The sequence below is a fragment of the Maricaulis sp. genome, assembly GCF_030149515.1.
Lineage (GTDB): Bacteria > Pseudomonadota > Alphaproteobacteria > Caulobacterales > Maricaulaceae > Maricaulis.
The window spans coordinates 25,443-50,906 of sequence record NZ_JASBRI010000004.1; the positions used below are offsets into that span (position 1 = coordinate 25,443).

Here is a 25,464-nt window from a genome sequence, read left to right on the forward strand (position 1 = left end):
CGGTCGTCAGGCCTTGGGGCCGTCGCCATAGGCGGCGTCGGCATGGGGCCGGTAAGCCTTGATTCGATCCATCACCGGTCCCTCGAATTCCGCCGGCGTCGGCGCGCGTTCGATGATCCAGCCATAGAGGTCCTGGTCGGCCTGGTCGAGCAGGCGCTCGAACATGTCCAGCTCGTCCGCGGTCATCGCGCCGACATGATCGTCGCAGAAACGGCCGAGGATGAGATCGGCTTCCTTGAAGCCTCGGCGCCAGGCCCGGATGCGCAGCTTCTTGCGCTGAGTGTCGTGGGGATCGGTCATGATGGGCGCATATAGTCCGCCCGGTCGCTCACGTCGACCGGCGGCAGCGGCGCAACTTGCCGATAAAGTGCCTGTGAAGCATGATCGTTTCCTGCAGAAGCGATCATGCCCTGGATTCTCTAGCGGTCGCGTGATCGAACCGGTGAGCCGGTTTCCACTTCACCTGATCACGCTCTGGTATGCGCCCCGAAATTCTCTTCCCCCTCTTCCAGGATGTCACCACCCTGCCCGGGATCGGCCCGCGGCTGGCTACGCTGCTGGCCAAACTGACCGGAGCGCGGGTGAAGGATGTGCTGTTTCACAAACCCACCGGCCTTGTCGACCGCACCCGCCAGACCACGATCGCCGAAGCGCCTGAAGGCGAGATCGTCACCCTGCGCGCGAAGGTCGAGGAACATATTCGCGGCCAGCGCCAGGGCCAGCCCTACAAGGTACGCATGTTCGACGAGACCGGCTTTCTCCATCTGGTCTATTTCCACGGACGTCCGGACTATCTGAAAAGACAGCTGCCGGTTGGCGAGGTCCGTATCGTTTCCGGCCGCTGCGATCGTTACGGCTCGGAAATCCAGATCCTGCATCCCGACCTGGTGATGACCGAGGAGGAAGCCGAGGAGACCGCGCTCCTGGAACCGGTCTACCCGCTCACGGCCGGCATCGTGCCCAGGACCATGCGCAAGGCCGTCCGGGGGGCGCTGGCCATCTGCCCGGACCTGCCCGAATGGCTGGACGATGCGTATCTCACCGAAAGCGGCTGGCCCGCCTTCCGCCAGGCCCTGGGCATGCTGCATGCCCCTGAGAGTGCCGGGGATCTGGGGCCACACCATCCGGCCCGCTCGCGCCTCGCCTTCGACGAAGTCCTGGCGCGGCAATTGGCGCTGCAGCTGGTGCGCGCGCGCCGCAAGGCGCAGAGCGGCCGGGCGCTGGCGGGCGATGGCCGGTTGGTGGAGAAAGTGCTTGGCCATGCTCCCTTTGCGCCCACAGGCGCCCAGACGCGCGCCTTCGAGGCCATCAGGGCGGACATGGAATCGGGAGAGCGCATGACCCGCCTGCTGCACGGCGATGTCGGGGCCGGCAAGACATTCGTCGCCGCCCTCGCCGCCGCGCGCGCCGCCGAAGCCGGCACCCAGACCGCCATCATGGCGCCCACAGAAATTCTCGCGAGGCAGCACGCCAAGACATTGACGCAACTCCTGGAACCGGCGGGCCTTTCGATCATTGCGCTTACCGGCAGAGACAAGGGCAAGACGCGCGAAGCGCTGCTGCAGCGGATGCGTTCCGGCGATGTCGATGTGGTCTGCGGCACGCATGCTCTCTTCCAGGAAGGAATCGATTTCGCCGATCTCGGCCTCGTGGTGATAGACGAGCAGCACCGTTTTGGCGTCTCCGACCGCATGCGCCTGACCGCCAAGGGCCAAAGGCCGGACACGCTGGTGATGACGGCCACGCCCATTCCGCGCACCCTCTCCCTGGCCGTCTATGGCGATCTGGATGTCTCGCGGCTGGACGAAAAGCCGGCCGGGCGCATTCCGCCGGAAACCCGGCTGATCTCCATGGAGCGTCTCGACGAGGTGGTGGACGGTGTGCGCCGGGCTATTACCCGCGGCGACCGGGTCTACTGGGTCTGCCCGCTGGTGGAGGAAAGCGACCAGTCCGAACTCTCCGCCGCCGAGGATCGCTGGCGGCATCTGCGCGCCACGCTGGGTGACGGGCGTGTGGGTCTTCTGCACGGTCGCATGAAAGCGGCCGAGAAGGAGGCCGTCGCCACGGCTTTCCGCAAAGGCGAGATGGATGTTCTGGTCGCCACCACCGTGATCGAGGTGGGCGTCGATGCGCCGGACGCCACGGTGATGATCATCGAGCACGCCGAGAATTTCGGCCTGGCACAACTGCATCAGTTGCGCGGCCGCGTCGGCCGCGGCGACAAGCCCTCGTCCTGCCTGTTGATGTACAAGGGACCGCTGGGCGAAACCGCGCGGGCCCGGCTGGAAACCATGCGCGAGACGGATGACGGCTTCCTCATCGCCGAGGAAGACTGGCGCCTGCGCGGAGCCGGCGATCCGCTGGGCCTGAGACAAAGCGGATTGCCGGAATTCAGGCTCGCCGACCTCGAAGCCCATGGCGATCTGATCGCCCGGGCAAACGACATGGCCCGGCTGGCCGTGCATCGCGATCCCGAATTGACCGGCCCGAACGGGGATGCCCTGCGGGTCCTGCTCTACCTGTTCGAACAGGACCAGGGTGTGCGCATGCTCAGGTCGGGTTAGTCACGTCCGGCGGCAATCCGTCGCGCACTTCCTTGGGCAGCTTGTCGGGCGTGACCATACCAAAGGAGATGATCAGCTTGGCTGCCTCCTCCACCGACATGTCGATGGGAATGGTGTTGGCGCGCGGCGTGTAGAGCAGAAAGCCGGAGGTCGGATTCGGCGTGGTAGGCACGAACAGGCCGATCACATCCTCGGAAATATGCTTGCGCAACTCGCTGTTTCCGCCGGCGGACACGAAGGCGACGACATAGAGTCCCTTCATCGGGTATTCGATCAGCACGACTTCCTGGAAAGAATTACTCTTGCCGGAAAAGACCGTCTCGACGATCTGCTTCAGTGCGCCGTAGACATTGCGCACCAGCGGCACGCCGGTGACAATACGCTCGCCGATGCCGATCAGGGTGCGTCCGAAGATGTTCGCGGCCAGCGCGCCGAGCGCGGTCAGCAGCACCACCGCGATCAGCACACCCAGTCCGGGAATGGTGTAGTCCCCCGGCAGATAGTTCTCGGGATTGTAGCGTCCCGGGATGAGCGGCTTGACCACATTGTCGACGAAGCCGACGAATGACACGATAAGGTAGAAGGTCACGCCCAGCGGCGTGGCGATCACGATACCGGTCAGGAAAGAGTTGCGAAGCCAGCGAAACATGGCACTCCCGTTCAGAGATCACGTGCTGTGCACGTTTGGGAAAAATCCCCCGCAGCGCGGCCACAATACGTGATGGTTGCGAGACCGCCAATCGCGCGCAATCGCGCCATGGACAGTACCTCCAGGAGGCGATTTCCCAGATGATGGCCAGTCCCGTTTCTATTGCCCGATGGATGGTGCTGACCGGTATCGGCGCGCTGATCGTGCTGCTTGCGGCGGCCAGCTGGCTGTTGCGCGACCAGATCTACCAGACCTTCCAGGATCCCGGCGAACCGTATCAGACCTACACCCCGCCACCGGGCGCCGATTACGCCGGCACCGGCGGCTGGTTTGCCAGCGGCGATTTCACCGACGAGGACGAGCCGGCGGTCTTTTTTGTCCATCCCACCACCTATACCGGCGGGGCGAACTGGAATGCCCAGCTGGACAAGGCCAGCGCCGTGGCGGCCGTGGTACGCACCGTATTGCCCAATTATGCAGCGCCCTTAGCCAATTCCGGTGTGCTGTTCGCCCCCCGCTACCGCCAGGCCGCGCTCTACACCTTCATGAATAATCGCGAAGATTCCATCCTGGCGCGGCGCTTCGCCTATGAGGATGTGGAACGGGCGTTCGACGCCTTCCTGCTCCGCGCCGGCGATGACCGGCCGATCATGCTCGCCGGCGTGGGCCAGGGCGGATTTCACGTGCTGGGCCTGCTGCTCAACCGGGTGGCCGGCAATCCCGGTCTGCGCGAGCGCATGATCGCCGCCTATATCCTCGAATCGCCTGTGCCGCTGGACCTGTTCAGCCATGCCCTTGCTGAAATCCCCCCCTGTGAGACCGCCGAGGATGTACGTTGTGTCGTGGCCTATTCCTATGTCCAACCCAGCGAAGAACGCCGCATCCGGATCATGACCGAACGGTCGATGACGTGGACGCCTGCGGGCGAGCTGGGCTTCGTCGACGGGCGCGGCCTTCTGTGCGTGAACCCGATCCTGTCTGCCCGCACCACCGAATACGCCTCGGCCCGCCTGCATCGCGGGGGTGTGGCTGCGGAAGGCTTGCCGCCGGACACCACGCCTGCACCGGTGCCCGGCCAGACGGGGGCGCAATGTGCAGACGGTCTCCTGTTCGTGGAACGGCCCGACTATGCCGACCTCAGGCGGCCGCGCCGTCTGGCGGAGGAATATCGCGTTCCGCCCTTCAATCTCTTCTACGAGGATTTGCGGCTGGATGCCGCCCGCCGCGCCTTCACGCTGACCACGATCCTGCAGGAGGAACGCCGCTGGGCGCCGCCCCTGGACCGTGTGGAAGAGGTGGAGGAAGCGCCCGTGGTGCCGATCCCGGACCGGCGGGAATACCGGTAGAGGCGCCGGGGCCGAGAGGTCTAGAGTCCCTTTGCGAGGGCATCGAATTCCAGCAGGCGCGCGACCAGGCCCTCGAATTCGCTGAGCGGCACCATGTTGGGGCCGTCGGAGGGAGCGTTGTCCGGATCGGGATGGGTTTCCATGAACACCGCAGCGACGCCGACGGCGACCGCGGCGCGCGCCAGGGTCGGCACGAATTCGCGCTGGCCGCCGGAGGTCGCGCCCTGCCCGCCGGGCTGTTGCACCGAGTGCGTCGCATCGAATACGACCGGTGCACCAAAACTCGCCATGATCGGCAGGGAGCGCATGTCGGAGACCAGCGTGTTGTAGCCGAAGCTGGCACCCCGCTCGCAGGGCATGACATTGGCATTGCCGGCCTCGGTGATCTTGGCGATGACATTCTTCATGTCCCAGGGCGCCAGGAACTGACCCTTCTTGACATTGATCGCCTTGCCGGTCCGGGCCGCCGCGACCAGAAGGTCGGTCTGGCGGCAAAGAAAAGCCGGGATCTGGATCACATCCACCGCCTCGGCAGCGATCTTCGCCTGTTCCGCCGTGTGTACATCGGTCAGCACCGGCAGGCCGGAGGTCTCCCGGATTTCCGCGAAGACCGGCAGCGAAGCTTCCAGGCCCAGCCCGCGGGCCGAGGAGATCGAGGTCCGGTTCGCCTTGTCGTAGGAGGTCTTGTAAATCAGGCCGACATTCAGGCGATCGGAAATCTCCCGCAATTGCTGTGAGACTTCCAGCCCGTGCTCACGGCTTTCCAGCTGGCACGGCCCCGCAATGATGGTCAGCCGGCGGTCATTGCCGATCTCGATCGGATCGCGGCCGGGACGCGGAATGGAAATGACGGAATTGGGCTGGCTCACGTGTCGGTCTCCTTCGGGCTATCGCCCGTCTCCCCGGTTTCGGGGATCGCAGTTGCGTTGTGATCCGATATCGGCCTGACCGCGTAGTCGGACAAGGCCCTTATCGAGCGACAATACAGCAATGGCAACTCCCCCGGCCACAGCGCCTGCACTCGTCTGGTTCCGACGCGACCTGCGTCTGGCGGACAATCCTGCCCTCTACGCCGCGGTCCAGAGCGGCCGTCCGCTGATCTGCGTCTATATCCGCGAGGCGGATCCCGCATTTCAGCTCTCGCCCGGCGCGGCAGCGGACTGGTGGCTGCATCATTCCCTTGCCGCCCTGTCGCAGGCGCTGGACGTGCGCGGCGGACACCTGACCCTGCTGAGCGGGCGGTCGGAAAGCCTGATCCCCGAACTGGTGCGCCGGCACGGCATCGCCGAAGTGTTCTGGAACCGGGTCGACTGGCCCTGGATGGATGCCCGCGACCGGCGCATCGCCGACATGCTGAAATCAAATGGTGCACGGGCCCGCGCCTTCCGGATCGCAACGCTGATCGATCCGCCCGCCCTTCTGAACGGATCCGGAACGCCCTACAAGGTGTTCAGCGCCTTCTGGCGTGCGGCCCTGAAGGATCTGGACCCGCGCACACCCCTGCCCGCACCGGACCGCCTTGCCGCCAGCCCGGAAACGGCCGGCGACACGCTGGACGACTGGTGCCTGACGCCGCGCAATCCCGACTGGGCCGTCCGCTTTCCCGATCGCTGGGCGCCCGGCGAGGCCGGCGCACACAAGCGGCTCGAGCGCTTTCTGGCCGACAGCCTGTCCGATTATCGCAACCATCGCGACCGGCCAGACCGGTTCGGCACGTCGCGGCTGTCCCCGCATCTGGGATGGGGCGAGATATCCGCGCGCACGGTCTGGCACCGCGTCCAGCTTCACGCGGAACGGGGCGGGCACTTCCAGGACGCAGACAAGTTTCTCGCCGAAATCGGCTGGCGCGACTTCGCCTATTATCTCGGCCATCATTTCGGCGACCTGCGCCACACCAATTTCAACCGCGATTTCGACCGTTTTCCCTGGCGTGACGACCCCGAGGCATTGGCCGCATGGACAACAGGCCGTACCGGCGTGCCCATGGTGGATGCCGCCATGCGCGAACTCTGGGCGACAGGCTGGATGCACAATCGCGTCCGCATGATCGTTGCATCCTACCTGGTCAAGCATATCGGCTGTCACTGGCGTGAGGGCATGGCCTGGTTCGAGGATACTCTGGTCGATGCCGACCCGCTGGTGAATGCGGCCAGCTGGCAGTGGGTCGCCGGTTCCGGCGCCGACGCGGCGCCCTATTTCCGCATTTTCAATCCGGCGGCGCAGGGCAAGAAGTTTGACCCGGAAGGCCACTACGTGCGGCGCTGGGTGCCGGAGGTCAACGGCCTCGCCCCGCGCGATATCCATGCGCCGTGGGCGGCGCCCGCCGGCGAACTGGCGATGGCCGGAATCCAGCTTGGCACGAGCTATCCGCGCCCGGTGGCCGATCTCAAGACCGGCCGCGAACGGGCACTGGAAGCCTATCGCACGATGAAGGCGGAAACGGTGCCGGACTAGGCTCCGTGGCCGGCCCGGGTATGCGGGCGTCTGCCCGCCATCTGACGTGGCGACAGCGTTCGCCTCGAGACGTGGGAAAGGGTCAACCCCGGCGACGCCAGGTTCGCACGGCCCGTCGCCCCAACCCGTCCACCGGGTGATCGGGCCACGCTTTGCCACAGCCCCTAGACGTTGCGAAGTACGTAGCGGATCGTCTGGCCGCGGGCCTCGAACTCGCAGCCGACCCAGCGGCCGTCACGGTCATACCAGAGGTCCACGGTCAGCGTGCCCGCCATGCGTATGCGGCGGGCTTCGACGGGACCGGCTGCGGTTTCTATTGTTTCGAGGCCGAGATCGGAAACGCGCACAGGCATGGGCTCTCCCGTCTCTGTGTTGAGGATGGTGGAGACTTCCGGGTCATAGCCCCGCCAATGGCTGGACGGTGGCAATTCGGGCAGTTCGGCCCCGGACAGGGCCACGCGCTCGCGTTCGCCATCCTTCACCGTCTGGGCCGACAGAGAGACCAGCTCGCCGTCGCGCCAGACCTCCACGGCATCGTGCTCATAGTGAAACACCGTGATCGGCCCCAGGCCGACCCGCAATTCGATGTCGGTCCGCACTCGCAGCGTGCCATCCGCATCCTCGTCGAAACTCACCGCATGTTCCCCGAACGCGCTGCCATTGCGATAGACATCGAAGACAATGTCGCGCGCCGGATTGGCCTTGGCGTCCGGGACACCGGCCCAGAGCGCCGGAAACAATAGCAGGACAACGGCGAGTGTACGTATCAGCATGCCTTCTTGTACGTATTGCAGTGCCAATTGGATGTCCCCGCATTGATATTTCCGCCACGCTGGCCGACATAGGCGCCTATCCGTTACGCAACAGGGAGTGTGCCGTGTCCGCCGCCAAATCCGTTATCGACCTCATAGGCAACACCCCGCTTTTGCGCCTGAACAAGGCCTCCGACGCCACCGGCTGCGAAATCCTGGGCAAGGCGGAATTCCTCAACCCCGGCGGCTCGATCAAGGACCGCGCCGCGCTGGGTATCATCCGCGCAGCGGAGAAGTCCGGCGCGCTGAAGCCCGGCGGCACCATCGTGGAAGGCACGGCCGGCAATACCGGGATCGGCCTGGCCATGGTCGGGCGCGCCCTGGGGTACCGGGTCGTGATCGTCTTCCCGCGCACCCAGTCGCGGGAAAAGGCCGATGCGATCCGGCTTCTCGGTGCCGAACTGATCGAGGTGGATGCGGTCCCCTACGCCAATCCCAATCACTATGCCCGCTATTCCGGCACGCTGGCCGACGAGATGAACCGGAGCGAACCCAACGGGGCAATCTGGGCCAATCAGTTCGACAATGTCGCCAATCGCGACTTCCATGCCGCCACGACCGCGCAGGAAATCTGGGACCAGACCGGGGGCCGGGTGGACGGCTTCATATGCGCGGTCGGTTCGGGCGGTACGCTGGGCGGCGTCTCCAACGCGCTCAAGGCCAGGCGCGAGGATGTGCAGATCGGCCTCGCCGATCCGGGCGGCGCGGCACTCTACGGCTTTTTTGCACATGGTGAGTTGAAGGCCGAGGGCACCTCGATCACCGAAGGTATCGGCCAGAGCCGTGTGACGGCCAATATCGAGGGCATCAAGGTGGACAGGGCCTATCGCATTTCCGACGAGGAAGCCCTGCCGATCATCTTCGATCTCGTCACCGAGGAAGGCCTGTGCCTGGGCGGCTCGTCCGGGGTCAATATCGCCGGCGCCATCCGCATGGCGAAGGAGATGGGACCGGGCCACACCATCGTGACCGTACTCTGCGATCACGGCCAGCGCTATCAGTCCAAACTCTTCAATCCTGAATTCCTCAAGGAAAAGGGCCTGCCCTACCCGGCCTGGATGGAACGATGAGCGATCCCGTCATCCCGGTTGTCCAGGCCCGTGAACGGCTTGGCGCAGCGGTCTTTCTGGACGCGACCTGGACGTTCGAGGGCGGCCCGGCTCCGCGCGTGGAGGGCTATATTCCCGACGCCCGTCCGATCGATATCGACACGGTGAAGGACACGTCATCCGCCCTGCCCCACATGCTGCCGCCACCGGACATGTTCGAACGCCATGCCCGTGCGCTGGGCCTGTCGGACGATGACGAGATCGTGGTCTACGACCGGATCGGTCTCTTCTCGGCCCCGCGGGTCTGGTGGATGCTCCGCACGATGGGGCATGACCGGGTGCGCGTGCTCGATGGCGGCCTGCCGCGCTGGATCGCGGAAGGCGGGCCCGTGGAAAAAATGCCTGCGAGCACATGGGCCGAGGGGAATTTCACCGCCCGCTTCCAACCCGACCGGGTGATGCACCGGGCCGGCGTGATGAAGGCGATCGAGACCGGCTCGCACCAGATCCTCGACGCCCGCCCGGCCGCCCGGTATTCCGGCCACAGCGCCGAGCCGCGGCCCGGCATGCGTTCGGGCCATATGCCCGGGGCACTGAACCTGCCCTTTACCGCCCTGCTCGACGCGCAGGCCTGTCTCGATTGCAACGCCGGCACGTTCGAACAGGCTGGCCTGTCTGCCGACAGGCCCGTCATCACCACTTGCGGTTCGGGTGTGACCGCCTGCATGCTTGCCTTGGCCCTGGAGCGCCAGGGCCGCACGGCCGCCGTCTATGACGGATCCTGGGCCGAGTGGGGCAGCCGCACCGACACGCCGATAGAGACGGATTGAGAATTCATGAAGGACGACACCAAGCTCACCCGCCTCGGACGGCCGCATGACGAGCGCGGCCTGGTCAATCCGGCCGTTGCGCGCGGATCCACCATGCTCGCGCCTTCGGCGGCGGAGCTCTATGATTTTCCGCCGGGGCGGGTGCATTACGGCCGCGTCGGTCTGGAAGCCCAGCAATCCCTGCGCGAGGCCGTCAGCGGACTGCAGGGCGGGGCGGGCTGTGCCCTCACCTCGTCCGGCCTGATGGCCAACACGCTTTCGGTGATGACATCGGTCGAGGCGGGCGGGAAAGTGCTGGCGGCGGATTGCATCTACGGCCCGGTGCGCAGCTTCCTCTTGAACACCTTGCCGAAATACGGCGTGACGACAGAGTTCTTCGCGCCCCGCATGGGCGCAGAGATAGGCGATCTCATTGATGACAACGTCCAGGCCATCCTCCTGGAATCGCCCGGTTCGCTGACCATGGAAATCCAGGACATCCCCGCCATCGCCAAGATCGCGCACCAAAAGGGCGTCATCACCATCATCGACGACACCTGGAGCGCCGGCCTCACGCTCAAGCCGCTTCAGCTGGGCGTCGACTATGCGGCCCAGGCGCTGACGAAATATGTCGGCGGACACTCCGATCTCCTGATGGGGGCCGTGGTGGCGCGGGACGAAAAACTGTTCGACCGCCTGCGTACGACCGAACGCAGTTTCGGCTTTCACACTGCGCCGGACGATGCCTATCTCGCCCTGCGCGGCCTGCGCACCATGGCGATCCGCATGGAACGCTCCTTCAGCTCGGCCATGACCGTCGCCGACTGGCTGAAGTCCCGCCCAGAAGTCGGCCGCATCCTTCACCCCGCCCATGCCGACCATCCCGATCACGCACTCTACAAGCGCGACTTCACCGGAGGCTGTGGCCTGTTTTCGGTGGAATTTCCCGGCTGGGACATCCCCACGAGCGAGCGTTTCCTCGATGCGCTGGAGATCATCGGCATGGGCTTTTCCTGGGGCGGATATGAAAGCCTGGCCATCCATTGCGATCCGCAACTGAAGCGCACCAAGAGCGCCCGCACCCATGACGGGGCCCTGATCCGCTTCGCCGTCGGCATGGAAGCGCCGGAGGATCTCATTGCGGATCTGGAAAGAGGTTTTGCCGCTGTCGGCTGAGCCGATCCCCGGGGAGACGAACGATGTGGATTTTCCTGCTTTGGTGGCTGGTCGACGACCATATCGCTGCAGCACTCGAGACGCCCGGCCTGGGAGAATTGCCGATCTGGGTCCCCCTGATCGTCGGCCTGGCCTTCTCCTTCACCTTTTCGGCGGATGTGAGCCGGAAGGACAAGTCCCGGGACCGGGACTGAGCCGGCAAGGATCTTCGCAGCCCTGAGCGCGCGTCACGCGGGCACCGCCCCGACGCCGGAGGTGCGGCATGTTACGGGCTCGAGCGCCACGGAAGTCATGAAGAAATGGCGCCCCCGGCAGGACTCGAACCTGCAACCATCCGCTTAGAAGGCGGGCGCTCTATCCGGTTGAGCTACGGAGGCTGGAGGCCGCGCCTAGTGCGACCAGGGCTGTTTGCGGTCGGCGGCGAAATTGTCGGCGTAGGACTTCACGTAGCGCTTGGGCTCGTGCGGTTCGACGATCTGGAAGGGAATGCCCTGGCGCTTGGCATAGGCGACCGCATCGTCCTGGCTGTCGAATTTCAGCCTGACCTGGCTGCGCATGTCGGCGGAAGACGTCCAGCCCATCAGCGGGTCGGGCTTCTTCGCCATTTCCGGCGAGAATTCCAGCACCCATTTCTTGGTCTTGCCGCGGCCGGACTGCATGGCATTGCGCGCCGGACGATAGATCTTCGCAAACATGCGCCTCTCCCAATCATTCCCTTCGGCCGTTCCGCCCCCGGGGACGATACCGGACCGGTGGTCGGGGCGGCAGGATTCGAACCTGCGACCCTCTGGTCCCAAACCAGATGCGCTACCAGGCTGCGCCACACCCCGAATTATCGCCCTTATGTAAGCGCCCTTGCGATTAGGCAAGCCTACTGGGTGTCCTCCGGGGCATCCGCAGCAGCCGGTTCGCCGGCATCCCCGGCGGAAATGCCGCCCTCTGCCGCCTCGGCATTCCCGAAAATCGCGTGGTGCACGGTATCGCCCGGGCGAATGCCCAGTTCGATCGCGCGCCCAGCGGGAATCTCCAGCACGCCCGCGACGACCGCATTGGCCGGCAGGCTGCGGCGCGAACCGGCTTGGGCATGGGCGATGATCTTGGCGATCCGGCCATCTGGATCGATGTAGAGAAGATCGAGGTCGATCAGCGTGTTGTCCATCCACATCGCAGCCCGCCGCGGCGGATCGTAGTGGAAGAGCATGCCTGCATCGGAGTCGAGACTCTCGCGCCACATCAGGCCGCGCTGCATCTGTTCGGGCGTCGTCGCGAGCTCGGCCGTGAACACATGCCGGCCGTCCTGCGTGTGGACGACAACCGGATCGGGACCGCCGAACTCGACGACGGCATTCTGGGCGGTCACATCCTGGACTGTCGCGCCCGGCGCGGCGGGAACGGTTTCGGCCGGCTGCGCCCAGGCGGGAGCGGCCAAGCCGAGAACAAGAGAAAGGATCAATCTACGCATGGCGCGGAAGCTAGCCGCCCGGCCTCTCGCGCGCAACGGTTTCGCGCAAGCGCAGGCAGCCCGGGCCGCGATCGCTGTCTCAGCCGCCCGTGACGGGTTTGATCTCGGCCGCCAAGGCGCCCTTGGGACCCTCCACGCAGCGCACTTCCAGCGAATCGCCGGGAGCCACATCGTCAAGGCCGGCGCGCCGCAGAGTGGCGGCATGCAGGAAGACATCCCCTTCGATCTCGGCGCAATTGACAAAGCCGTAGCCGCGAAGCGGGTCGAACCATTTCACGACGGCCTGACAGAAAGGCGCATTCGAAACGGCATAGGGATGAAAGCGCCGCGGCCGTGCCGCCGCATCGCTATCGCCTCCGCTCATCTCGATGATCTCGATGGCTTGACGGCCCTTGTCACCACGGACCGCCTTGCAGACCACTTTGGCATTCGGCAGGGCCGGCCCCTGGCCGAACCGCCTTAGACAACTGGCATGAAGCAGAATGTCGCCATGCCCGTCGGACGCGTCGATGAAACCGTAGCCGCGTGCCGGATCATACCACTTAACGCGGCCCTCCAGTTGAAGCACTTCCGTGTCTTCAAAGACTTCGTGAGCCAGAACCATGATTTCGCTCGCTTGAACAACCCTCACGTGAAGGTTTGTACACAAATTCATTCATTAAGAGAAGATGAATCGCGCAATCAGCGGAACCGACCAACTTCCAAATATAGTTATTGCGAGAAATTCTCAACGCTGAACCCGCAATATGTTGTGGGTTCGGGTGCGTGTTTCCGCAACCGGATGCATATTTTGTTACTGGACTGTAACCTGAACTTTTCGCCTCACAGGCGAGTGCCCGGTCTGTGAATTCTGTTCGAAAATTCGCCAACGGCGCGAAATTGGACGAATTCGAGCTCGCACGCCTCACGGAGTTGTGGATAACCCGGTAATCCGCTTGCGGATCAACCGATTTGTTCACGCAGCCGGTCGCTTTCGGCCAGCCGCTCAACCGCCGTGGTCGAGCGGTAGATCGCGCTGTTGGCACCGTGCTCGGAACACTCTACGGATTCCACCCAGCAGCGTCCGCCCGTCGCTTCGCGCACGATTTCATCGGCTTTCTCGAAGGTCATCTGCGCCATCCACTCGCAGCTCGTCCCCGGCACGATCCGGACCTGGGCCAGCCCCCGCTCGCCCAGCGCCTCCAGCGCCGGACGTTCGGGATCGTCCTCGGCTACCAGAAGGGTGTGGTCGAACATGTCGTGCAGCCAGTCGCGGATCTTCCCGAACCCGCTCTTGCCGAAATCGATCACCCACCCACGCTTGTCGAGCTGTTCAGCGGCGAACACGAAGCGGAAACCGAAGGAATAGCCGTGCAAGAGGTGGCAGTGACTGTCCGCCGCCCATTGCCGCGAGCAGCAGGACAGCCCGCGCTCATTGCCATAGGTCTTGGTGGAAAGATGGGCCATATCCCGGCACTCCGACGCTTGATGATGCCCCGCCATGAACAGGGAGTGCGCCTATAGCCTGCAAGCCCGTGCATCGCAAATCATCATGTAAGACAGACACTAGAAATGCATCGTTATCCGGGCGAAACCGGATCGGGTGCTGGAAGGCAATAGCGGGGACAGTGCGTCCGCTCCGGGCGAACAGCCAGTCAGCCATGCAAGCCCGCCTCTGCAATGGCTATCCGTTAATGCCGGAAAGGATCGCGTGGCAGGCCCTAGGGGAATCGAACCCCTCTTTCCAGGTTGAAAACCTGGCGTCCTAACCGATAGACGAAGGGCCCGCGGCGATGAGGGCCGTCGTATAGAAAAGCCTGAGCGGGCTTGCAAGCGGGAATTTCGCAAAATCATCACTCATGAGCAGTTGCCAGGTCGTCCAGCTGCAGCTGCACCCGCCGCCTACCCTGCCAGGTATCCAGCTTGATGCGGCCGGCCACATGCCACAGTCCCTCGCCCGCCGCCAGCAGCGCCTCGCCCAGCGCCGTATCCGCCGTGCGAAAGGAGATGCCCTGCACGGTCGCTCCGGACGTGTCCTGAAGCGAGAACCGGACATGGTCGGCGCCGACGCGCTTGGCGAAGCTCACCCGCATGCGCGGCAGTACGAAACGCGGCTCCGGATTGCCCTGGCCGTAGGGTTCTGCGCGTTCCAGCATCTCCGCCAGATCCGCGGTCACACCGGACGCAGCCAGCACGCCGTCGGCCTCGAAAGCCATGGCGTCCGTCGCACGATCCAGTTCGGGGCCCAGACGATCGTCCAGATAGGCGACGAGTTCGTTGATGCGGTCGGGGTCGACGGTCAGCCCGCCGGCCATGGCGTGACCCCCGCCGGCGACGAGCAGGCCCTCGCTTCGCGCCGCCGCGATGGCCGCACCCAGATTGACCCCGGGAACCGACCGGCCGGACCCCTTGCCGACCGGCCTGTCGGCCGTCCGGTCGACGCCGATGACGATGACCGGTTTGGAAAACCGGTCCTTCAGGCGTCCGGCCACCACACCGATGACGCCGGGATGCCAGCCCTCGCCCGAGGCCACGAGAACTGCCCGCTCCGCGCCCTGGCGCTCGATCTGGGCCAGGGCCGCCTCCTGGACCTGCGCCTCGATCGCCCGCCGCTCGGCATTCAGCGCATCGAGTTCGGCGGCAAGCCGGGCGGCAAGCCCGGTATCATCGGTGGTTAGCAGGCGCGCGCCCAGATCGGACCGGCCGACCCGCCCCCCGGCATTGATTCGCGGGCCAAGGAGGAAGCCGGCATGGTAGGTCGAGGCCGGGCCATCGACCCCTGCCACATCGGCCAGTGCCCGCAATCCTGTGCGGGCCCATTGGCTCATCGCCCGGAGCCCCTGGGCCACAAGGGCCCGGTTGAGCCCGGTCAGGGCGACGACATCGCACACAGTGCCCAGCGCCGCCAGATCGATCCATTGCAGGAGGTCGGGCTCGTTGCCCGGCGTCACGGCGCCGCGCCGCCGGCCCTCTCGGTTGAGCGCCGCCAGCAGAACGAATGTCACCCCGGCCGCCGCCAGATGGCCGCAGCCGGAAGTGTCGTCGGGCCGATTGGGATTTACCAGTGCGGCGGCGGGCGGGAAATCTGCATCCATCAGATGATGGTCGACGACTATGATATCCAGTCCGATCCCGGCGCCATGCTTGAGGGCCTCGTGCGCCGCCGCACCGCAATCGAGCGTGACGACCAGTTCCGCACCCCGCTCGCGCAGGGTTGAAAATGCCGCTGCCGTCGGGCCGTAGCCTTCCTCGATACGGTCGGGAATGTAGATCTCGGCATCGCAGCCGAAATGTTTCAGCCAGCCATGAAGCTGTGCCGCTGAGGTGGCGCCGTCGACATCGTAGTCCGCAAAAATCGCGATCTGCCGGCCGGCCTCCAGCGCATCCCAGATCAACCCCGCCGCCACGTCCATGTCGGCCAGGCTGGATGGGTCGGGAAACACGTCACGCAAACGCGGCATCACATAGCGCCCGGCGGCTTCGGCCGGAATGCCGCGGGCAGCGATGACCCGCGCCAAGGCGTCGGGAAGACCATGCTGGCGCGCGATCATGGCGACGACCGTGTCATCGGCGGGACGCAGCCGCCATTTGCGGCCGCTCAGCGATCGCTCGACGCCCAGGAGCGCGTCCGTAGCGGTTGGCGCAAGCGTGTCCGTGACCATCCCGTCTCCGTGCTAGCCCGCCGGCCGTTCGGACCGGATGCGGCGCACGGAATGATCGGCTGAGTCGAGCAAAAGCGTATGCGTGTGAATGCGGCCGCCTGTTTTGCGAACGCCCTCAACAAGATCGCCGTCAGTGACCCCGGTGGCGACGAAGAGGCAGTGGCTCGCGGCCAGCTCGGACAGATCATATTTGCGGTCGAGATCCGTCACACCCACCCGGGCAGCCCGGGTGCGCTCGTCGTCATTGCGGAAGAAGAGCCGGGCCTGCATCTGGCCGCCGATACAGCGCAGCGCAGAGGCCGCCAGAACGCCTTCGGGGGCACCGCCCTGGCCGATATACATGTCGACATTCGTACCGAGTCCGGCCGCGCCCATGGCGCCGGCCACATCGCCGTCCGGTATCATGCGGACCCGCGCACCGGCGGATTTCACCGCATCGACGATATACTGGTGCCGCTCCCGCTCCAGGATGCAGACGGTGATGTCGGACGCATTCACCCCCTTGGCCTTGGCCAGGTTGCGCACATTCTCGTCCGGTTTGGCGTCCAGATCGATCACCCCGGCAGGCAGGCCCGGACCCACGGCGATCTTGTCCATATAAGTGTCCGGCGCATGCAGCAGGCCGCCCCGCAGGGCGAAGGAGACGACGGCCAGGGCATTGGGCTGGCCTTTGGCGGTCAGCGACGTGCCTTCCAGCGGGTCCAGCGCAATGTCGATCTCGGGGCCCTCGCCGGTTCCGACTTTCTCGCCGATATACAGCATGGGGGCCTCGTCGCGTTCGCCTTCGCCAATCACGATACGGCCCTTCATCGGCATCGCGTTGAGACCGCTGCGCAGCGCGTCGACCGCGGCCTGGTCAGCCATTTCCTTCTCCCCGCGTCCGATCCAGCCGGATGCGGCCACTGCTGCCATTTCCGCCGCATGAACGGCCTGGAGGGCCAGATTGGTCAGGGCACGCGTATCGCTCATCTCTTGTCTCCGGTACGGGCCCCGCCCGAACGGGGAGCCCTGAAAGTCATCAATCCTGTTGCCCGGTTTCGGGCGGCGTCGTCCGGGCCTGACCCGAACTGACAAAGTCGCTTGGAGCAGCCTGATCCTGTGGCCGCAGGACCCGGCCGGATTCCGCGTTCAGCCGCTCCCGCCGCGCAAGCAGGTCATGCGCCGACATGTCCAGCGCCGCCTCTTCCCCCGGCCCGAGCGATGTTACCGGTACCATTGGTGGCGCACCGCGTCCATCCCCGGTCACTATCCGCTCCTCGACCCAGTCGGGGTGCTCAAGGGCGGTATCGGGCATGCCGACGGACACGCAGGCACTCAAACCCGTGGACAGGACGGGGCCCGCAGACAGGACAAGGGCCGTGACAAAGCGATGCATGGCAACTCCTCGCGCTGGACGCGCGTCGCGCTTTCTATACGCTGATCGGTGTCAGAGTCACCCGCCAAGCACAAGGACGCACCATGGCGAAGCAATCCAAGGACGGGACCGGCGAGGGCCAATCCGGTGACTGGACAAAGCCCTCCGAAAAGGATCTGGAGGCGCTCGACCAGATCTCGCGCAATCTCATGCAGGCCTCGTTGAAGTCGCAGAAGCTGATGTCCGAGGTGATGCAGAAGGCGCTCGAAGGCGATCCGGTCTTCCCCAATGCGGATCCGTTCCATTCCGCGCCCGAATTCGGCGAGGTCTGGGGCAAGATCGTCAATCAGCCAGAACTGATGATGCGCGCCCAGGCGGACCTCCTCAAAGGCTATATCGACCTCTGGTCGAACACGACCAGACGCGTCATGGCCGGCGAAACGGCATCCGCGATCGAGCCGGAAAAGGGCGACAAGCGCTGGCGGGGCGAGGACTGGACCGCCAATCCCGTCTTTGACGCGATCAAGCAGTCCTACCTTTTGAACCAGCATTTCCTGATGGGGCTGGTCAATTCGGTCGAGGGCGTCGACGAGAAGACCAAACGCAAGGTCGAATTCCTCACCCGGCAGATGACGGATGCGCTGTCGCCGACCAATTTCGCCATGACCAATCCGGATGTGATCCGCGAAACCTGGCAATCGAAGGGCGAAAACCTCACGCGCGGCCTGCAAAATCTCATGCAGGACCTGGAAACGGGACATGGCCGGCTCGCGCTCCGCCAGACCGACATGGAGGGTTTCGAAGTCGGCAAGGACCTAGCGACAACCCCGGGCAAGGTGATCTTCGAAAACGAGATCATGGAACTGATCCAGTACGCCCCGGCAACGGACACGGTCAAACAGCGCCCGCTGCTGATCGCGCCGCCCTGGATCAACAAGTTCTACATCATGGATCTGCGGGAAAAGAACTCCATGATCCGCTGGCTGGTCAAACAGGGTTTCACTGTCTTCCTGATTTCCTGGGTCAATCCGGGCCCGGAACTGAAGGACAAGAGTTTCGCCGACTACATGCACGAAGGCCTGTTCGCCGCACTGCACGCGATCGAGGCGGCCACCGGCGAAACCTCGGTCAGCGCCGTAGGCTATTGCGTCGGCGGCACCTTGCTGGCATCCGCTCTGGCCTGGCTGGAAGCAGAGGGTCAGGCCGACCGCATCGCCTCGGCGACCTTCTTCGCTGCCCAGACCGATTTCAAGCTGGCCGGCGATCTTCTGCTCTTCATCGACGAGCACTGGCTCAGGGAAATCGAACGCATCATGGACGCCCAGGGCGGCGTGCTGGACGGGCGGTCCATGGCCGACACGTTCAACCTGTTGCGCTCGAACGACCTGATCTGGTCCTTCGTGGTGAACAATTATCTCCTGGGCCGCCAGCCACAGGCCTTCGACCTTCTGTTCTGGAATGCCGACCAGACGCGGATGCCCAAGGCGCTGCACCTTTGGTATCTGGACAATCTCTACAGGAACAACCGCCTGGCGAAGAGCGAACTGGAGCTGGACGGACACGTGCTCGACCTGAAAAAGGTCAAGACTCCCGTCTACATGCAAGCCTCCCGCGAGGACCATATCGCGCCCTACCCGTCGGTTTATCGCGGCGCCAGACTGTTCGGCGGACCGGTGCGTTTCCTGATGGCGGGTTCGGGCCATATCGCCGGTGTGATCAATCATCCCGACGCCGGGAAATACCAGCACTGGACCAATGACGACCTTCCCGGCACGGTCGAGGACTGGCTCAAGGGCGCCGCGGAACATCCCGGCTCCTGGTGGCTGGATTGGCGCGATTGGCTCTATGAACGCGCGGGCGGCGACGTGCCGGCGCGCCAGCCCGGTGACGGTCAGCTGAAACCCCTGCGCGATGCACCGGGCCGGAATGTGCTGGTGCGCAGCGATCAGCGCCAAACGGCCGAGCCTGTCGCCTAGACCGGTTTCATAGAATCCGCACCACGCGCTACGGTTTTTCTTGCGCTGCAGCACAAGCCCCCTAACCTGCGTCCCGATACCATTGGCCGGATTGAGGAATTGGTGTGAACGGGTTGTCGGGTGTGCGTTATTTCCTGGGTTTCTTCGCGGCGCCGGATGGCGCCCGGTTCTTTGATCGCGTGCGATTGAGTCCGGCGGGCGAGGCATGGACCGGAGAAGGTCTCCGGCTGATTTCAGGCCGCAGCGAACCGGAACGCTATTCGATTACCGGTGTGTCGAGGGACGGCGGATTTGTTCTCGACCTCGCGCATGACGGCTGCCACGAACGCCTGACGCTGAGTGCGGAAACACCCGACGTCGAGGCCTGTTTCCTCGGCTCGCTCGTCCGCACCGGCGATGACACGGCCCTTGCCTATGTGCTGGAAGAGGCCCCGGCAGTCAGGCTCGATCCCAGCCCCACCCACGGGTGGGGGACGGTCGCAGTTGCCACCGTGGCCAAGGGAAGCGAAATGCTGGTCATCCGCGGCCCCATCGGCGACACCCAGACCCCCTATTCCTTTCGCACCGCCGACGACCGGCATGTGGAACCGACCGGTTACGGGCATTTCGTCAATCACGCCTGCGAGCCCAGTTGCGAGATCGTCTACCGGCCTGACGGCCGGCCTGCGCTGAGGGCTCGACGTGCACTGGAGCCGGGCGAGGAGATTACATTCGACTATACCGCCACTGAAGGCGAACTGGCCGGCAGTTTCGCCTGTCTCTGCCCTGCCGAGCGGCACAAGGTCTAGCGCTCGAAACTCACCCGGACCGGCGCCCGGCGTCCGGGCCCCTGCATGGCCGTGCGGACACGGGAATCGAAACGCAGATTGGTCATCATCACCTGGTCGTCGAAATGCCCGGCCAGCAAATCGTTGTCGACGATGAAGGCGCTGGTCTGATCTGGTTCCGGGGCCGCGAAATAGATCCAGGCAAACTCGCCCTCGACCTCCGCGCCGACATAGTCGAGCGGTATCAGCTCGCCCTCGCCGTTGGCCATGCGAAACCGCGCCAGCGTGTAGCGGCCAACGGTTTCCAGACCTTCCTGCGACGCGAGGAAGTCCGCGGCCTCGACATCGGTGCGATCGAGCGCGTCGAGGAGGTCATGGGCGAAGACGCGGTGAACCACTTCCAGTTCGCCTGTGCGCGGATTGACGGCGATCTCGGTGACCCCGGCATGCACACGGTGCGCGCTGGCGGGCGCTGCCGTCAGGAGCAGACCCGCCAGGACAATCAGGAATGGGCGAAGCCGCGGCATTCGCGGTGTATCCTCGAAACTATTGCGGACGCGTACGGACCGAATCGCGCGTGACCCGCAGGTCCATGTCGTCCATCATCGTATCGTTGTCCGAGGAAGAGCGGTAGACTTCCAGGCGGGTCGGCTCGATGCGCGGCGGATAGTAATTGTCCGTGCGGTCGGCATCGGCCGTTTCCCAGAGCGGGTCGAGTTCGACCTGAACCACTTCGCGATCCGTCATGTAGGTCCAGGTCACGTGCTGCGGGTCGTAGCGCCAGACCTCGGCCGGGATGCGCACAATTTCCGTGGACCCGTCGGCGAAGGTGAATTCCAGGATGATCGGCATCACCACCCCGCCTTCATTGGTGAAGTCGAGATAGTAGATGCGCTCGTCGCTCTCCAGAATCTCCGCTTCCCACTCTTCGAGCCCCTCCTGCAGGGCCTCGTAAGTTTCGCGCTGACGGTTGGTAATCGTGTGCCGGTCGTTCTGCGAATAAAACTCGACCACTTCCGGATTGCGCTCGGCATAGGTGGCGATGCCGGCCTCGCGATTGGACACCTGGGTCAGGCTTTCCGGACGCTCGGCCTCTTCGGCGCGCTCACGTGCATTCTCGATCTCGGGGTTTTCCGTGTCGAACGAGCCTTCGATCACCCGGTCGAGCGAGATGTCGACATGGTCGGTGGAATAGAACCAGCCGCGCCAGAACCAGTCCAGATCGACACCGGAGACTTCCTCCATCGTGCGGAAGAAGTCATAGGGCGTCGGCCGGCGGAAGCGCCAGCGCTCGGCATAGGTACGGAAGGCGTCGTCGAAGAGTTCGCGGCCCAGAATGGTCTCGCGCAGGATAACCAGGGCGATGGTCGGCTTGGAATAGGCGTTGGGGCCGAACTGCACGATCGAATCCGACTGCGTCATGATCGGCATCTGGTTGGTCGACACCATATACGAGGTGATCGAATGAGGATCGCCTCGGCGGACCGGGAAATCCTCTTCCCACAAGCGTTCGGCCTGGAATTGCAGGAAGGAGTTCAGCCCCTCGTCCATCCAGGTCCACTGGCGCTCGTCCGAATTCACGGTCATCGGGAAGTAGATATGGCCGATCTCGTGGATGATCACGCCGATCAGACCGCGCTTGGCGGTCAGCGAATAGGTCAGATTGCCGTCGTCATCGACCACCGGACGGCCATAGGTGCCGCCATTGAAGGTGATCATCGGATACTCCATCCCGCCCTGGGGGCCGGCGATCGACTGTGCGGTGGGATAGGGATAGGGGAAGGAGAAGCCGGAATAGACATCCAGCGTGTGCTCGACCGCGCGGGTCGAGAAGGTCGACCACAAGGGCTCGCTTTCATTGGGATAGAAAGACATCGCCATGATCAGGTCGGGGGCTTCGCCCTGCCCGTCCTGTTCAACGCCCAGGGCGTCCCAGATGAATTTGCGCGAACCAGCCCAGGCGAAATCGCGGACATTGTGGGCATGGAATTCCCAGGTCGCTTCGGAACGAGTGCCCCGGCGCTCATTGGCGCGGGCTTCCGACGGGGTAACGATAAAAACCGGCTCGTCCGCCGTGCGCGCCTCTTCCAGACGGTCGCGCTGGACCTGGTTGAGCACCTCGCCGGCATTCTGCAGCTCGCCGGTGGCCGCAACGATGAAATCCTGCGGCACGGTGATCGAAACGTCGTAATCGCCAAATTCCAGGCCGAATTCACCGCGGCCCAGGAAGGCCTTGTTGTGCCACCCCTCATAGTCCGAGAACACGGCCGCTCGCGGGAACCACTGCGCGATCTGATAGATGCAATCACCCCCGGTATCGGTAGTTTCCTCAAAACACTCCCAGCCGGCGCGCCCGCCAATGGCCCCGGTCTCGATCAGGCGGTAGTCCCATTCGATCGTGAAGGTAGCGCTCTCGCCCGTCTCGAGCATGTCATCGAGGTCGATGCGCATCAGCGTGTCGACGATGGTAAAGTCCATCGGATTTCCGTCGGCATCGGTCACACCGGTGATATTGAATCCGTAGCTGTCCTGGGCAATGCGCTGGCGCCTCCGCACGGAGGACGCCGACACACCTTCGGGATCGGCCCCGCCCGTGCGGGAAGAGGAACGCCCGCCTCCGCCGACCGTCTCGGTCATCACGGCAATGGAATCGTCGCGGAACCGGTTCTGGTCCAGCAAAAACCAGAGGAAATCCAGAGTGTCCGGGGCATTGTTGGTGTAGGTGACCGTCTCGGTCCCGTAGAGGTGTTTTTCCTCTTCATCGAGACGGATATCGATGTCGTAGTCGACCTGTTGCTGCCAGTAGTCCGGACCGGGAGCGCCCGTGGCGCGGCGCTCACGGTTCGGCGAGGGCCAGTCCTCGTCCTCGAGCTGGCGAAAAGCATCGCGCCAGTCATTGGTGGTCTGCTGGACAGGCTGCGCGGCTGCGACATTGAATGCCGCAGCCGCCGTCGCCAGAACGATCAGGTTGAAACGACGCATCTCTATGTACCCCTCGCCCCAATTGTCGGGTCTTATGAAGGCAGAGATTTAGCGTGCGGTACGAAAGGCGTCACCCCTGGCTTACGGAATTGTCATCCTGCACGGATGTATCGGCGGGAACGGGGCCGGACTGCCTGCCCTCGCCACCCGACATCAGCCAGGCGCCAAGACCGATAAAGACCAGGACCAGCCCCAGGATAGCGCCCAGGCCGGGGATCGCTCCAAGGGCCACCGACACCGCCAACACAACCAGCAGAGAGAGCAGACGCATGCCCAGTCCCAGCGGCTCTTCGGGCCTGCGGTTGAAAACCAGATCGCCGACCGCGAAAGCGCCGAGCGCCAGGCACAGGAGCAGGAAGGGCCAGAACAGAACCCACATGAAGGGAATCAGTACGATTCCGATCACCGTGATCGCCAGCAGGACAGTCAGGATCACCATAACCACAGGCGAAAGCGCGAAACTGATAAAGCCCAGAAAGCCCGAGACCAGCGGCTTGCGCCGGAAGGTGCGGGCAATGCGGCTCACGCCGCGCGGCGTCATCAGCACGGCCAGAAGGCCTAGCAGCAGCGCCGCGCCGGGCACCGCAATGCCGAAGAAGGCGAACGGCGCGCCGATCAACTCCCACGGCCCGTCGATATCGAAATGGATATCGTCCCAGTGCTTGGCGCCGAAATTGAAGGACTGGTAGGTATAGTTGTACTCGCCGGTCTGGGCGCCATCGGCAATGACCGGCTCGGCCGGGCCCCGCACATCCAGCCGCCCTTCGATGCGGGCGGTCTCCAGGATGTAGACTTCCTCAGCCAGCACTTCGACATCGCCGCGGATCGTGCCTGCCAGCGTGACCTCGCCGCCCTCGATCTCGACCTCGCCGTCGATCGTGCCATGCAGTTCGACTTCGCCGCCGGCGATCTCTGCGCCATTGTGGAACATGCTTTCCGGATAGACGCCGACATATCCGCCGGCCAGATGCACACGATCCTGCACCGTCGCGCTGATTTCGACATTGCCGCCGGCTGCGGACAATTGCCCGCCGACCGAACCGCGCACCGACACATCGCCACCGGCGGCACTGACTTCACCCCCGACATCGGCATCGATCTCGATATCCCCGCCGGCAATCTCGACCTCTTCGGCGACGGTGCCGCGGATACGCACATCGCCGCCGAAGAAGTGCACTGAGCCGTGCACATTGGCATCGACCTGCCCGTCTCCGGCAACAGCGGAAATATCGCCCAGGATCTCGCCGCGCACGGACATGTCGCCGCCCAGGAAAATCACGTCGTCGCGGCTGCCGTCGATTTCGACTTCGCCGCCGATGACCTGGGCTCCGGCAGCCCCGGTCGCGATGGAGATGGCCAGCCCCATGGCCATGATCATGTGTTTGATCGTCATAACTCTCTTCTCCCTGCGCCCCCCGGCAATCAGGTCGTTGTACATAATGGGTATGTGCTCTAGTCGTCGATCAGATCGTCGCAGTCGCGGCGATTGCGCGGCATATATTCAAGGCCCGGCACACGGGCGCCGCTTTCCGTTCGCGGTTCGCTTTCGGCATAGACTTCCAGCGGGCCATCGATGCGGGCCGTATCCGCGAATACGACCGAAACCGCACAGACCTGCCCGCCATTGTGCAACCGTCCGCCGATTTCGATACGGCCCTGATTGCCACGATAGTCGCGATTGCGGCGCATCTCCCTGATGGCCACGAACTTCACGGGGCCGGACACTTCGCCGTTGAACACGATCGAACCGGCATGCGCACTAAGGCCGTTCAGGAAAGTCGCATCCACCCTCATCTCGCCCGCAGCCAGAGAGGCCTCGCCGGCAATGCGGCCGGAGACGTCCAGATCGCCAGAAGCGATGCCCAGCTCGTCCATGGCCTCGCCGTTCCAGGTAACGTCGCCGCCCGCGATGGAGGCCTCGCCGGATACCGTGCCGGAAAAGCGGACATCGCCGGCTGCGATCGACATCTCGCCGCCAACGTTCAGATCGTCCATGTCGACATCGCCGGAAACCAGGCTGAGATCGCCGCCGACCCGGCCGCGCAGATTGAGATCGCCGCTCAGCCGGCTGTAATCCCCGTCCCGGTCCAGCACGATATAGCCGTCGGACGCGCGCCGGTCGCGCAGCATTTTCCCGTCACTGTCATCATCGGCCACGACGATGACACATCCCGACGTCGCCAGCGAGGCTGTCAGGGCGGTGGCGGCAAGCCAGAGCTTGGTCATTCTATACTCCCGTAACGACAGACCCCGCCGCCCACCGGCGTGTTGCAGGATCGGGTCTACGCTCCCCAGCGTCGGATATGACCATACATTATCGAAAAACGATATCAAGATATTTTTCTCGTTTTTCGATAAATATTTTCTGATTTACGAGAAGGCCGACTCGCTTTGGGTGCCCGATCTACACTCGCCCCTTCCCT

General features: G+C 64.4%; 24 protein-coding genes and 3 tRNA genes. 9 read left to right on the forward strand and 18 right to left on the reverse strand.

The annotated features are described in order from the left end of the window. Window positions 1–6 precede the first annotated feature (6 nt). Window positions 7–300 carry a succinate dehydrogenase assembly factor 2 gene (locus tag Q1U94_RS02545; RefSeq protein ID WP_300541623.1) on the reverse strand — a complete coding sequence of 98 codons (294 nt, stop codon included), beginning with the start codon at window positions 298–300 and terminating at the stop codon, window positions 7–9. A gap of 179 nt (window positions 301–479) precedes the next feature. On the opposite strand from Q1U94_RS02545, the gene recG reads away from it, so the two are divergent. Then, complete coding sequence (gene recG, locus Q1U94_RS02550) at window positions 480–2,564, forward strand: ATP-dependent DNA helicase RecG (protein WP_300541625.1); 2,085 nt, start codon at window positions 480–482, stop codon at window positions 2,562–2,564. Here recG and Q1U94_RS02555 read toward each other — a convergent pair. Next, window positions 2,551–3,213 carry a DUF502 domain-containing protein gene (locus Q1U94_RS02555; protein WP_300541627.1) on the reverse strand — a complete coding sequence of 221 codons (663 nt, stop codon included), beginning with the start codon at window positions 3,211–3,213 and terminating at the stop codon, window positions 2,551–2,553. The two genes, recG and Q1U94_RS02555, sit on opposite strands and share 14 nt — an antisense overlap. Window positions 3,214–3,353: 140 nt before the next feature. On the opposite strand from Q1U94_RS02555, the gene Q1U94_RS02560 reads away from it, so the two are divergent. Then, on the forward strand, window positions 3,354–4,559 hold the full coding sequence (locus tag Q1U94_RS02560; RefSeq protein WP_300541629.1) for a DUF3089 domain-containing protein: 1,206 nt from the start codon (window positions 3,354–3,356) through the stop codon (window positions 4,557–4,559). Window positions 4,560–4,579: 20 nt separating this feature from the next. Here Q1U94_RS02560 and kdsA read toward each other — a convergent pair whose 3' ends face one another. Next, window positions 4,580–5,428 (reverse strand): 3-deoxy-8-phosphooctulonate synthase, encoded by an 849-nt coding sequence (gene kdsA, locus Q1U94_RS02565; protein WP_300541631.1) that lies wholly within the window; start codon window positions 5,426–5,428, stop codon window positions 4,580–4,582. 121 nt (window positions 5,429–5,549) lie between these two features. Here kdsA and Q1U94_RS02570 point away from each other — a divergent pair, with 121 nt between their 5' ends. Beyond that, window positions 5,550–7,013 carry a deoxyribodipyrimidine photo-lyase gene (locus Q1U94_RS02570; protein WP_300541633.1) on the forward strand — a complete coding sequence of 488 codons (1,464 nt, stop codon included), beginning with the start codon at window positions 5,550–5,552 and terminating at the stop codon, window positions 7,011–7,013. A 164-nt stretch (window positions 7,014–7,177) separates the two neighbouring features. Here the strand turns inward: Q1U94_RS02570 and Q1U94_RS02575 are convergent, their stop codons facing one another. Continuing rightward, window positions 7,178–7,786 carry a DUF6134 family protein gene (locus Q1U94_RS02575; RefSeq protein WP_300541635.1) on the reverse strand — a complete coding sequence of 203 codons (609 nt, stop codon included), beginning with the start codon at window positions 7,784–7,786 and terminating at the stop codon, window positions 7,178–7,180. Window positions 7,787–7,890: 104 nt separating this feature from the next. On the opposite strand from Q1U94_RS02575, the gene Q1U94_RS02580 reads away from it, so the two are divergent. From Q1U94_RS02580 to Q1U94_RS02595, 4 genes are read left to right on the forward strand one after another with little or no spacing between them, the layout of a single operon-like run. Further along, entirely contained in the window at window positions 7,891–8,895 is a 1,005-nt protein-coding gene (locus Q1U94_RS02580) for a cysteine synthase A (protein WP_300541637.1), read from the forward strand. Beyond that, the gene (locus Q1U94_RS02585) at window positions 8,892–9,704 is read left to right on the forward strand and encodes a sulfurtransferase (protein WP_300541639.1); all 813 of its coding nucleotides are present in this window, start codon (window positions 8,892–8,894) and stop codon (window positions 9,702–9,704) included. The genes Q1U94_RS02580 and Q1U94_RS02585 overlap by 4 nt, the downstream gene beginning before the upstream one ends. A 6-nt stretch (window positions 9,705–9,710) precedes the next feature. Beyond that, a complete protein-coding gene (metC, locus tag Q1U94_RS02590; protein ID WP_300541641.1) occupies window positions 9,711–10,859 on the forward strand; it encodes a cystathionine beta-lyase in 1,149 nt (382 codons plus the stop codon). A gap of 23 nt (window positions 10,860–10,882) precedes the next feature. Continuing rightward, on the forward strand, window positions 10,883–11,053 hold the full coding sequence (locus Q1U94_RS02595; RefSeq protein WP_300541643.1) for a hypothetical protein: 171 nt from the start codon (window positions 10,883–10,885) through the stop codon (window positions 11,051–11,053). A gap of 106 nt (window positions 11,054–11,159) precedes the next feature. On the opposite strand, the gene Q1U94_RS02600 is transcribed toward Q1U94_RS02595, so the two are convergent. The 10 genes from Q1U94_RS02600 to Q1U94_RS02645 form a co-directional block, all read right to left on the reverse strand. After that, window positions 11,160–11,236 (reverse strand) — tRNA-Arg (locus Q1U94_RS02600). A 12-nt stretch (window positions 11,237–11,248) separates the two neighbouring features. After that, window positions 11,249–11,554, reverse strand: coding sequence for an ETC complex I subunit (locus tag Q1U94_RS02605; protein WP_300541645.1), 306 nt, complete (start codon window positions 11,552–11,554; stop codon window positions 11,249–11,251). A 58-nt stretch (window positions 11,555–11,612) separates the two neighbouring features. Then, window positions 11,613–11,689 (reverse strand) — tRNA-Pro (locus Q1U94_RS02610). A gap of 41 nt (window positions 11,690–11,730) precedes the next feature. After that, a complete protein-coding gene (locus Q1U94_RS02615) occupies window positions 11,731–12,321 on the reverse strand; it encodes a DUF192 domain-containing protein (RefSeq protein WP_300541647.1) in 591 nt (196 codons plus the stop codon). 79 nt (window positions 12,322–12,400) lie between these two features. Then, window positions 12,401–12,925 (reverse strand): cold-shock protein, encoded by a 525-nt coding sequence (locus Q1U94_RS02620; protein ID WP_300541649.1) that lies wholly within the window; start codon window positions 12,923–12,925, stop codon window positions 12,401–12,403. Between the two features lie 338 nt (window positions 12,926–13,263). Continuing rightward, the gene (locus Q1U94_RS02625) at window positions 13,264–13,767 is read right to left on the reverse strand and encodes a 6-carboxytetrahydropterin synthase (RefSeq protein WP_300541651.1); all 504 of its coding nucleotides are present in this window, start codon (window positions 13,765–13,767) and stop codon (window positions 13,264–13,266) included. A gap of 245 nt (window positions 13,768–14,012) precedes the next feature. Beyond that, window positions 14,013–14,087 (reverse strand) — tRNA-Glu (locus Q1U94_RS02630). A 66-nt stretch (window positions 14,088–14,153) separates the two neighbouring features. Continuing rightward, entirely contained in the window at window positions 14,154–15,962 is a 1,809-nt protein-coding gene (gene recJ, locus Q1U94_RS02635; protein ID WP_300541653.1) for a single-stranded-DNA-specific exonuclease RecJ, read from the reverse strand. A gap of 12 nt (window positions 15,963–15,974) precedes the next feature. Beyond that, entirely contained in the window at window positions 15,975–16,931 is a 957-nt protein-coding gene (gene glpX / locus Q1U94_RS02640) for a class II fructose-bisphosphatase (protein ID WP_300541655.1), read from the reverse strand. Window positions 16,932–16,980: 49 nt separating this feature from the next. Further along, complete coding sequence (locus tag Q1U94_RS02645; protein WP_300541657.1) at window positions 16,981–17,337, reverse strand: hypothetical protein; 357 nt, start codon at window positions 17,335–17,337, stop codon at window positions 16,981–16,983. 83 nt (window positions 17,338–17,420) lie between these two features. Between Q1U94_RS02645 and phaC the strand changes: the two genes are divergently transcribed. After that, complete coding sequence (gene phaC, locus Q1U94_RS02650; RefSeq protein WP_300541659.1) at window positions 17,421–19,292, forward strand: class I poly(R)-hydroxyalkanoic acid synthase; 1,872 nt, start codon at window positions 17,421–17,423, stop codon at window positions 19,290–19,292. Between the two features lie 104 nt (window positions 19,293–19,396). Next, the gene (locus Q1U94_RS02655) at window positions 19,397–20,080 is read left to right on the forward strand and encodes an SET domain-containing protein-lysine N-methyltransferase (protein WP_300541661.1); all 684 of its coding nucleotides are present in this window, start codon (window positions 19,397–19,399) and stop codon (window positions 20,078–20,080) included. On the opposite strand, the gene Q1U94_RS02660 is transcribed toward Q1U94_RS02655, so the two are convergent. The 4 genes from Q1U94_RS02660 to Q1U94_RS02675 form a co-directional block, all read right to left on the reverse strand. Further along, window positions 20,077–20,586 (reverse strand): DUF6702 family protein, encoded by a 510-nt coding sequence (locus Q1U94_RS02660; RefSeq protein ID WP_300541663.1) that lies wholly within the window; start codon window positions 20,584–20,586, stop codon window positions 20,077–20,079. The genes Q1U94_RS02655 and Q1U94_RS02660 overlap by 4 nt on opposite strands. A gap of 19 nt (window positions 20,587–20,605) precedes the next feature. Beyond that, entirely contained in the window at window positions 20,606–23,041 is a 2,436-nt protein-coding gene (locus Q1U94_RS02665; RefSeq protein WP_300541665.1) for a M1 family metallopeptidase, read from the reverse strand. Between the two features lie 70 nt (window positions 23,042–23,111). Next, entirely contained in the window at window positions 23,112–24,434 is a 1,323-nt protein-coding gene (locus Q1U94_RS02670) for a hypothetical protein (RefSeq protein ID WP_300541667.1), read from the reverse strand. A gap of 59 nt (window positions 24,435–24,493) precedes the next feature. Then, the gene (locus tag Q1U94_RS02675) at window positions 24,494–25,267 is read right to left on the reverse strand and encodes a hypothetical protein (protein WP_300541669.1); all 774 of its coding nucleotides are present in this window, start codon (window positions 25,265–25,267) and stop codon (window positions 24,494–24,496) included. Between the last annotated feature and the right edge of the window lie 197 nt (window positions 25,268–25,464).

Coding starts and splice junctions, on each gene's coding strand:
- Q1U94_RS02625 (WP_300541651.1), bottom strand. CDS start 13,767: ATGGCCCATCTTTCCACCAAGACCTATGGCAATGAGCGCGGGCTGTCC.
- Q1U94_RS02575 (WP_300541635.1), bottom strand. CDS start 7,786: ATGCTGATACGTACACTCGCCGTTGTCCTGCTATTGTTTCCGGCGCTC.
- recJ (WP_300541653.1), bottom strand. CDS start 15,962: ATGGTCACGGACACGCTTGCGCCAACCGCTACGGACGCGCTCCTGGGC.
- Q1U94_RS02555 (WP_300541627.1), bottom strand. CDS start 3,213: ATGTTTCGCTGGCTTCGCAACTCTTTCCTGACCGGTATCGTGATCGCC.
- Q1U94_RS02560 (WP_300541629.1), top strand. CDS start 3,354: ATGATGGCCAGTCCCGTTTCTATTGCCCGATGGATGGTGCTGACCGGT.
- Q1U94_RS02615 (WP_300541647.1), bottom strand. CDS start 12,321: ATGCGTAGATTGATCCTTTCTCTTGTTCTCGGCTTGGCCGCTCCCGCC.
- Q1U94_RS02660 (WP_300541663.1), bottom strand. CDS start 20,586: ATGCCGCGGCTTCGCCCATTCCTGATTGTCCTGGCGGGTCTGCTCCTG.
- Q1U94_RS02620 (WP_300541649.1), bottom strand. CDS start 12,925: ATGGTTCTGGCTCACGAAGTCTTTGAAGACACGGAAGTGCTTCAACTG.
- Q1U94_RS02545 (WP_300541623.1), bottom strand. CDS start 300: ATGACCGATCCCCACGACACTCAGCGCAAGAAGCTGCGCATCCGGGCC.
- phaC (WP_300541659.1), top strand. CDS start 17,421: ATGGCGAAGCAATCCAAGGACGGGACCGGCGAGGGCCAATCCGGTGAC.
- Q1U94_RS02675 (WP_300541669.1), bottom strand. CDS start 25,267: ATGACCAAGCTCTGGCTTGCCGCCACCGCCCTGACAGCCTCGCTGGCG.
- glpX (WP_300541655.1), bottom strand. CDS start 16,931: ATGAGCGATACGCGTGCCCTGACCAATCTGGCCCTCCAGGCCGTTCAT.
- Q1U94_RS02670 (WP_300541667.1), bottom strand. CDS start 24,434: ATGACGATCAAACACATGATCATGGCCATGGGGCTGGCCATCTCCATC.
- Q1U94_RS02605 (WP_300541645.1), bottom strand. CDS start 11,554: ATGTTTGCGAAGATCTATCGTCCGGCGCGCAATGCCATGCAGTCCGGC.
- Q1U94_RS02570 (WP_300541633.1), top strand. CDS start 5,550: ATGGCAACTCCCCCGGCCACAGCGCCTGCACTCGTCTGGTTCCGACGC.
- Q1U94_RS02595 (WP_300541643.1), top strand. CDS start 10,883: ATGTGGATTTTCCTGCTTTGGTGGCTGGTCGACGACCATATCGCTGCA.
- Q1U94_RS02665 (WP_300541665.1), bottom strand. CDS start 23,041: ATGCGTCGTTTCAACCTGATCGTTCTGGCGACGGCGGCTGCGGCATTC.
- metC (WP_300541641.1), top strand. CDS start 9,711: ATGAAGGACGACACCAAGCTCACCCGCCTCGGACGGCCGCATGACGAG.
- Q1U94_RS02585 (WP_300541639.1), top strand. CDS start 8,892: ATGAGCGATCCCGTCATCCCGGTTGTCCAGGCCCGTGAACGGCTTGGC.
- recG (WP_300541625.1), top strand. CDS start 480: ATGCGCCCCGAAATTCTCTTCCCCCTCTTCCAGGATGTCACCACCCTG.
- Q1U94_RS02645 (WP_300541657.1), bottom strand. CDS start 17,337: ATGCATCGCTTTGTCACGGCCCTTGTCCTGTCTGCGGGCCCCGTCCTG.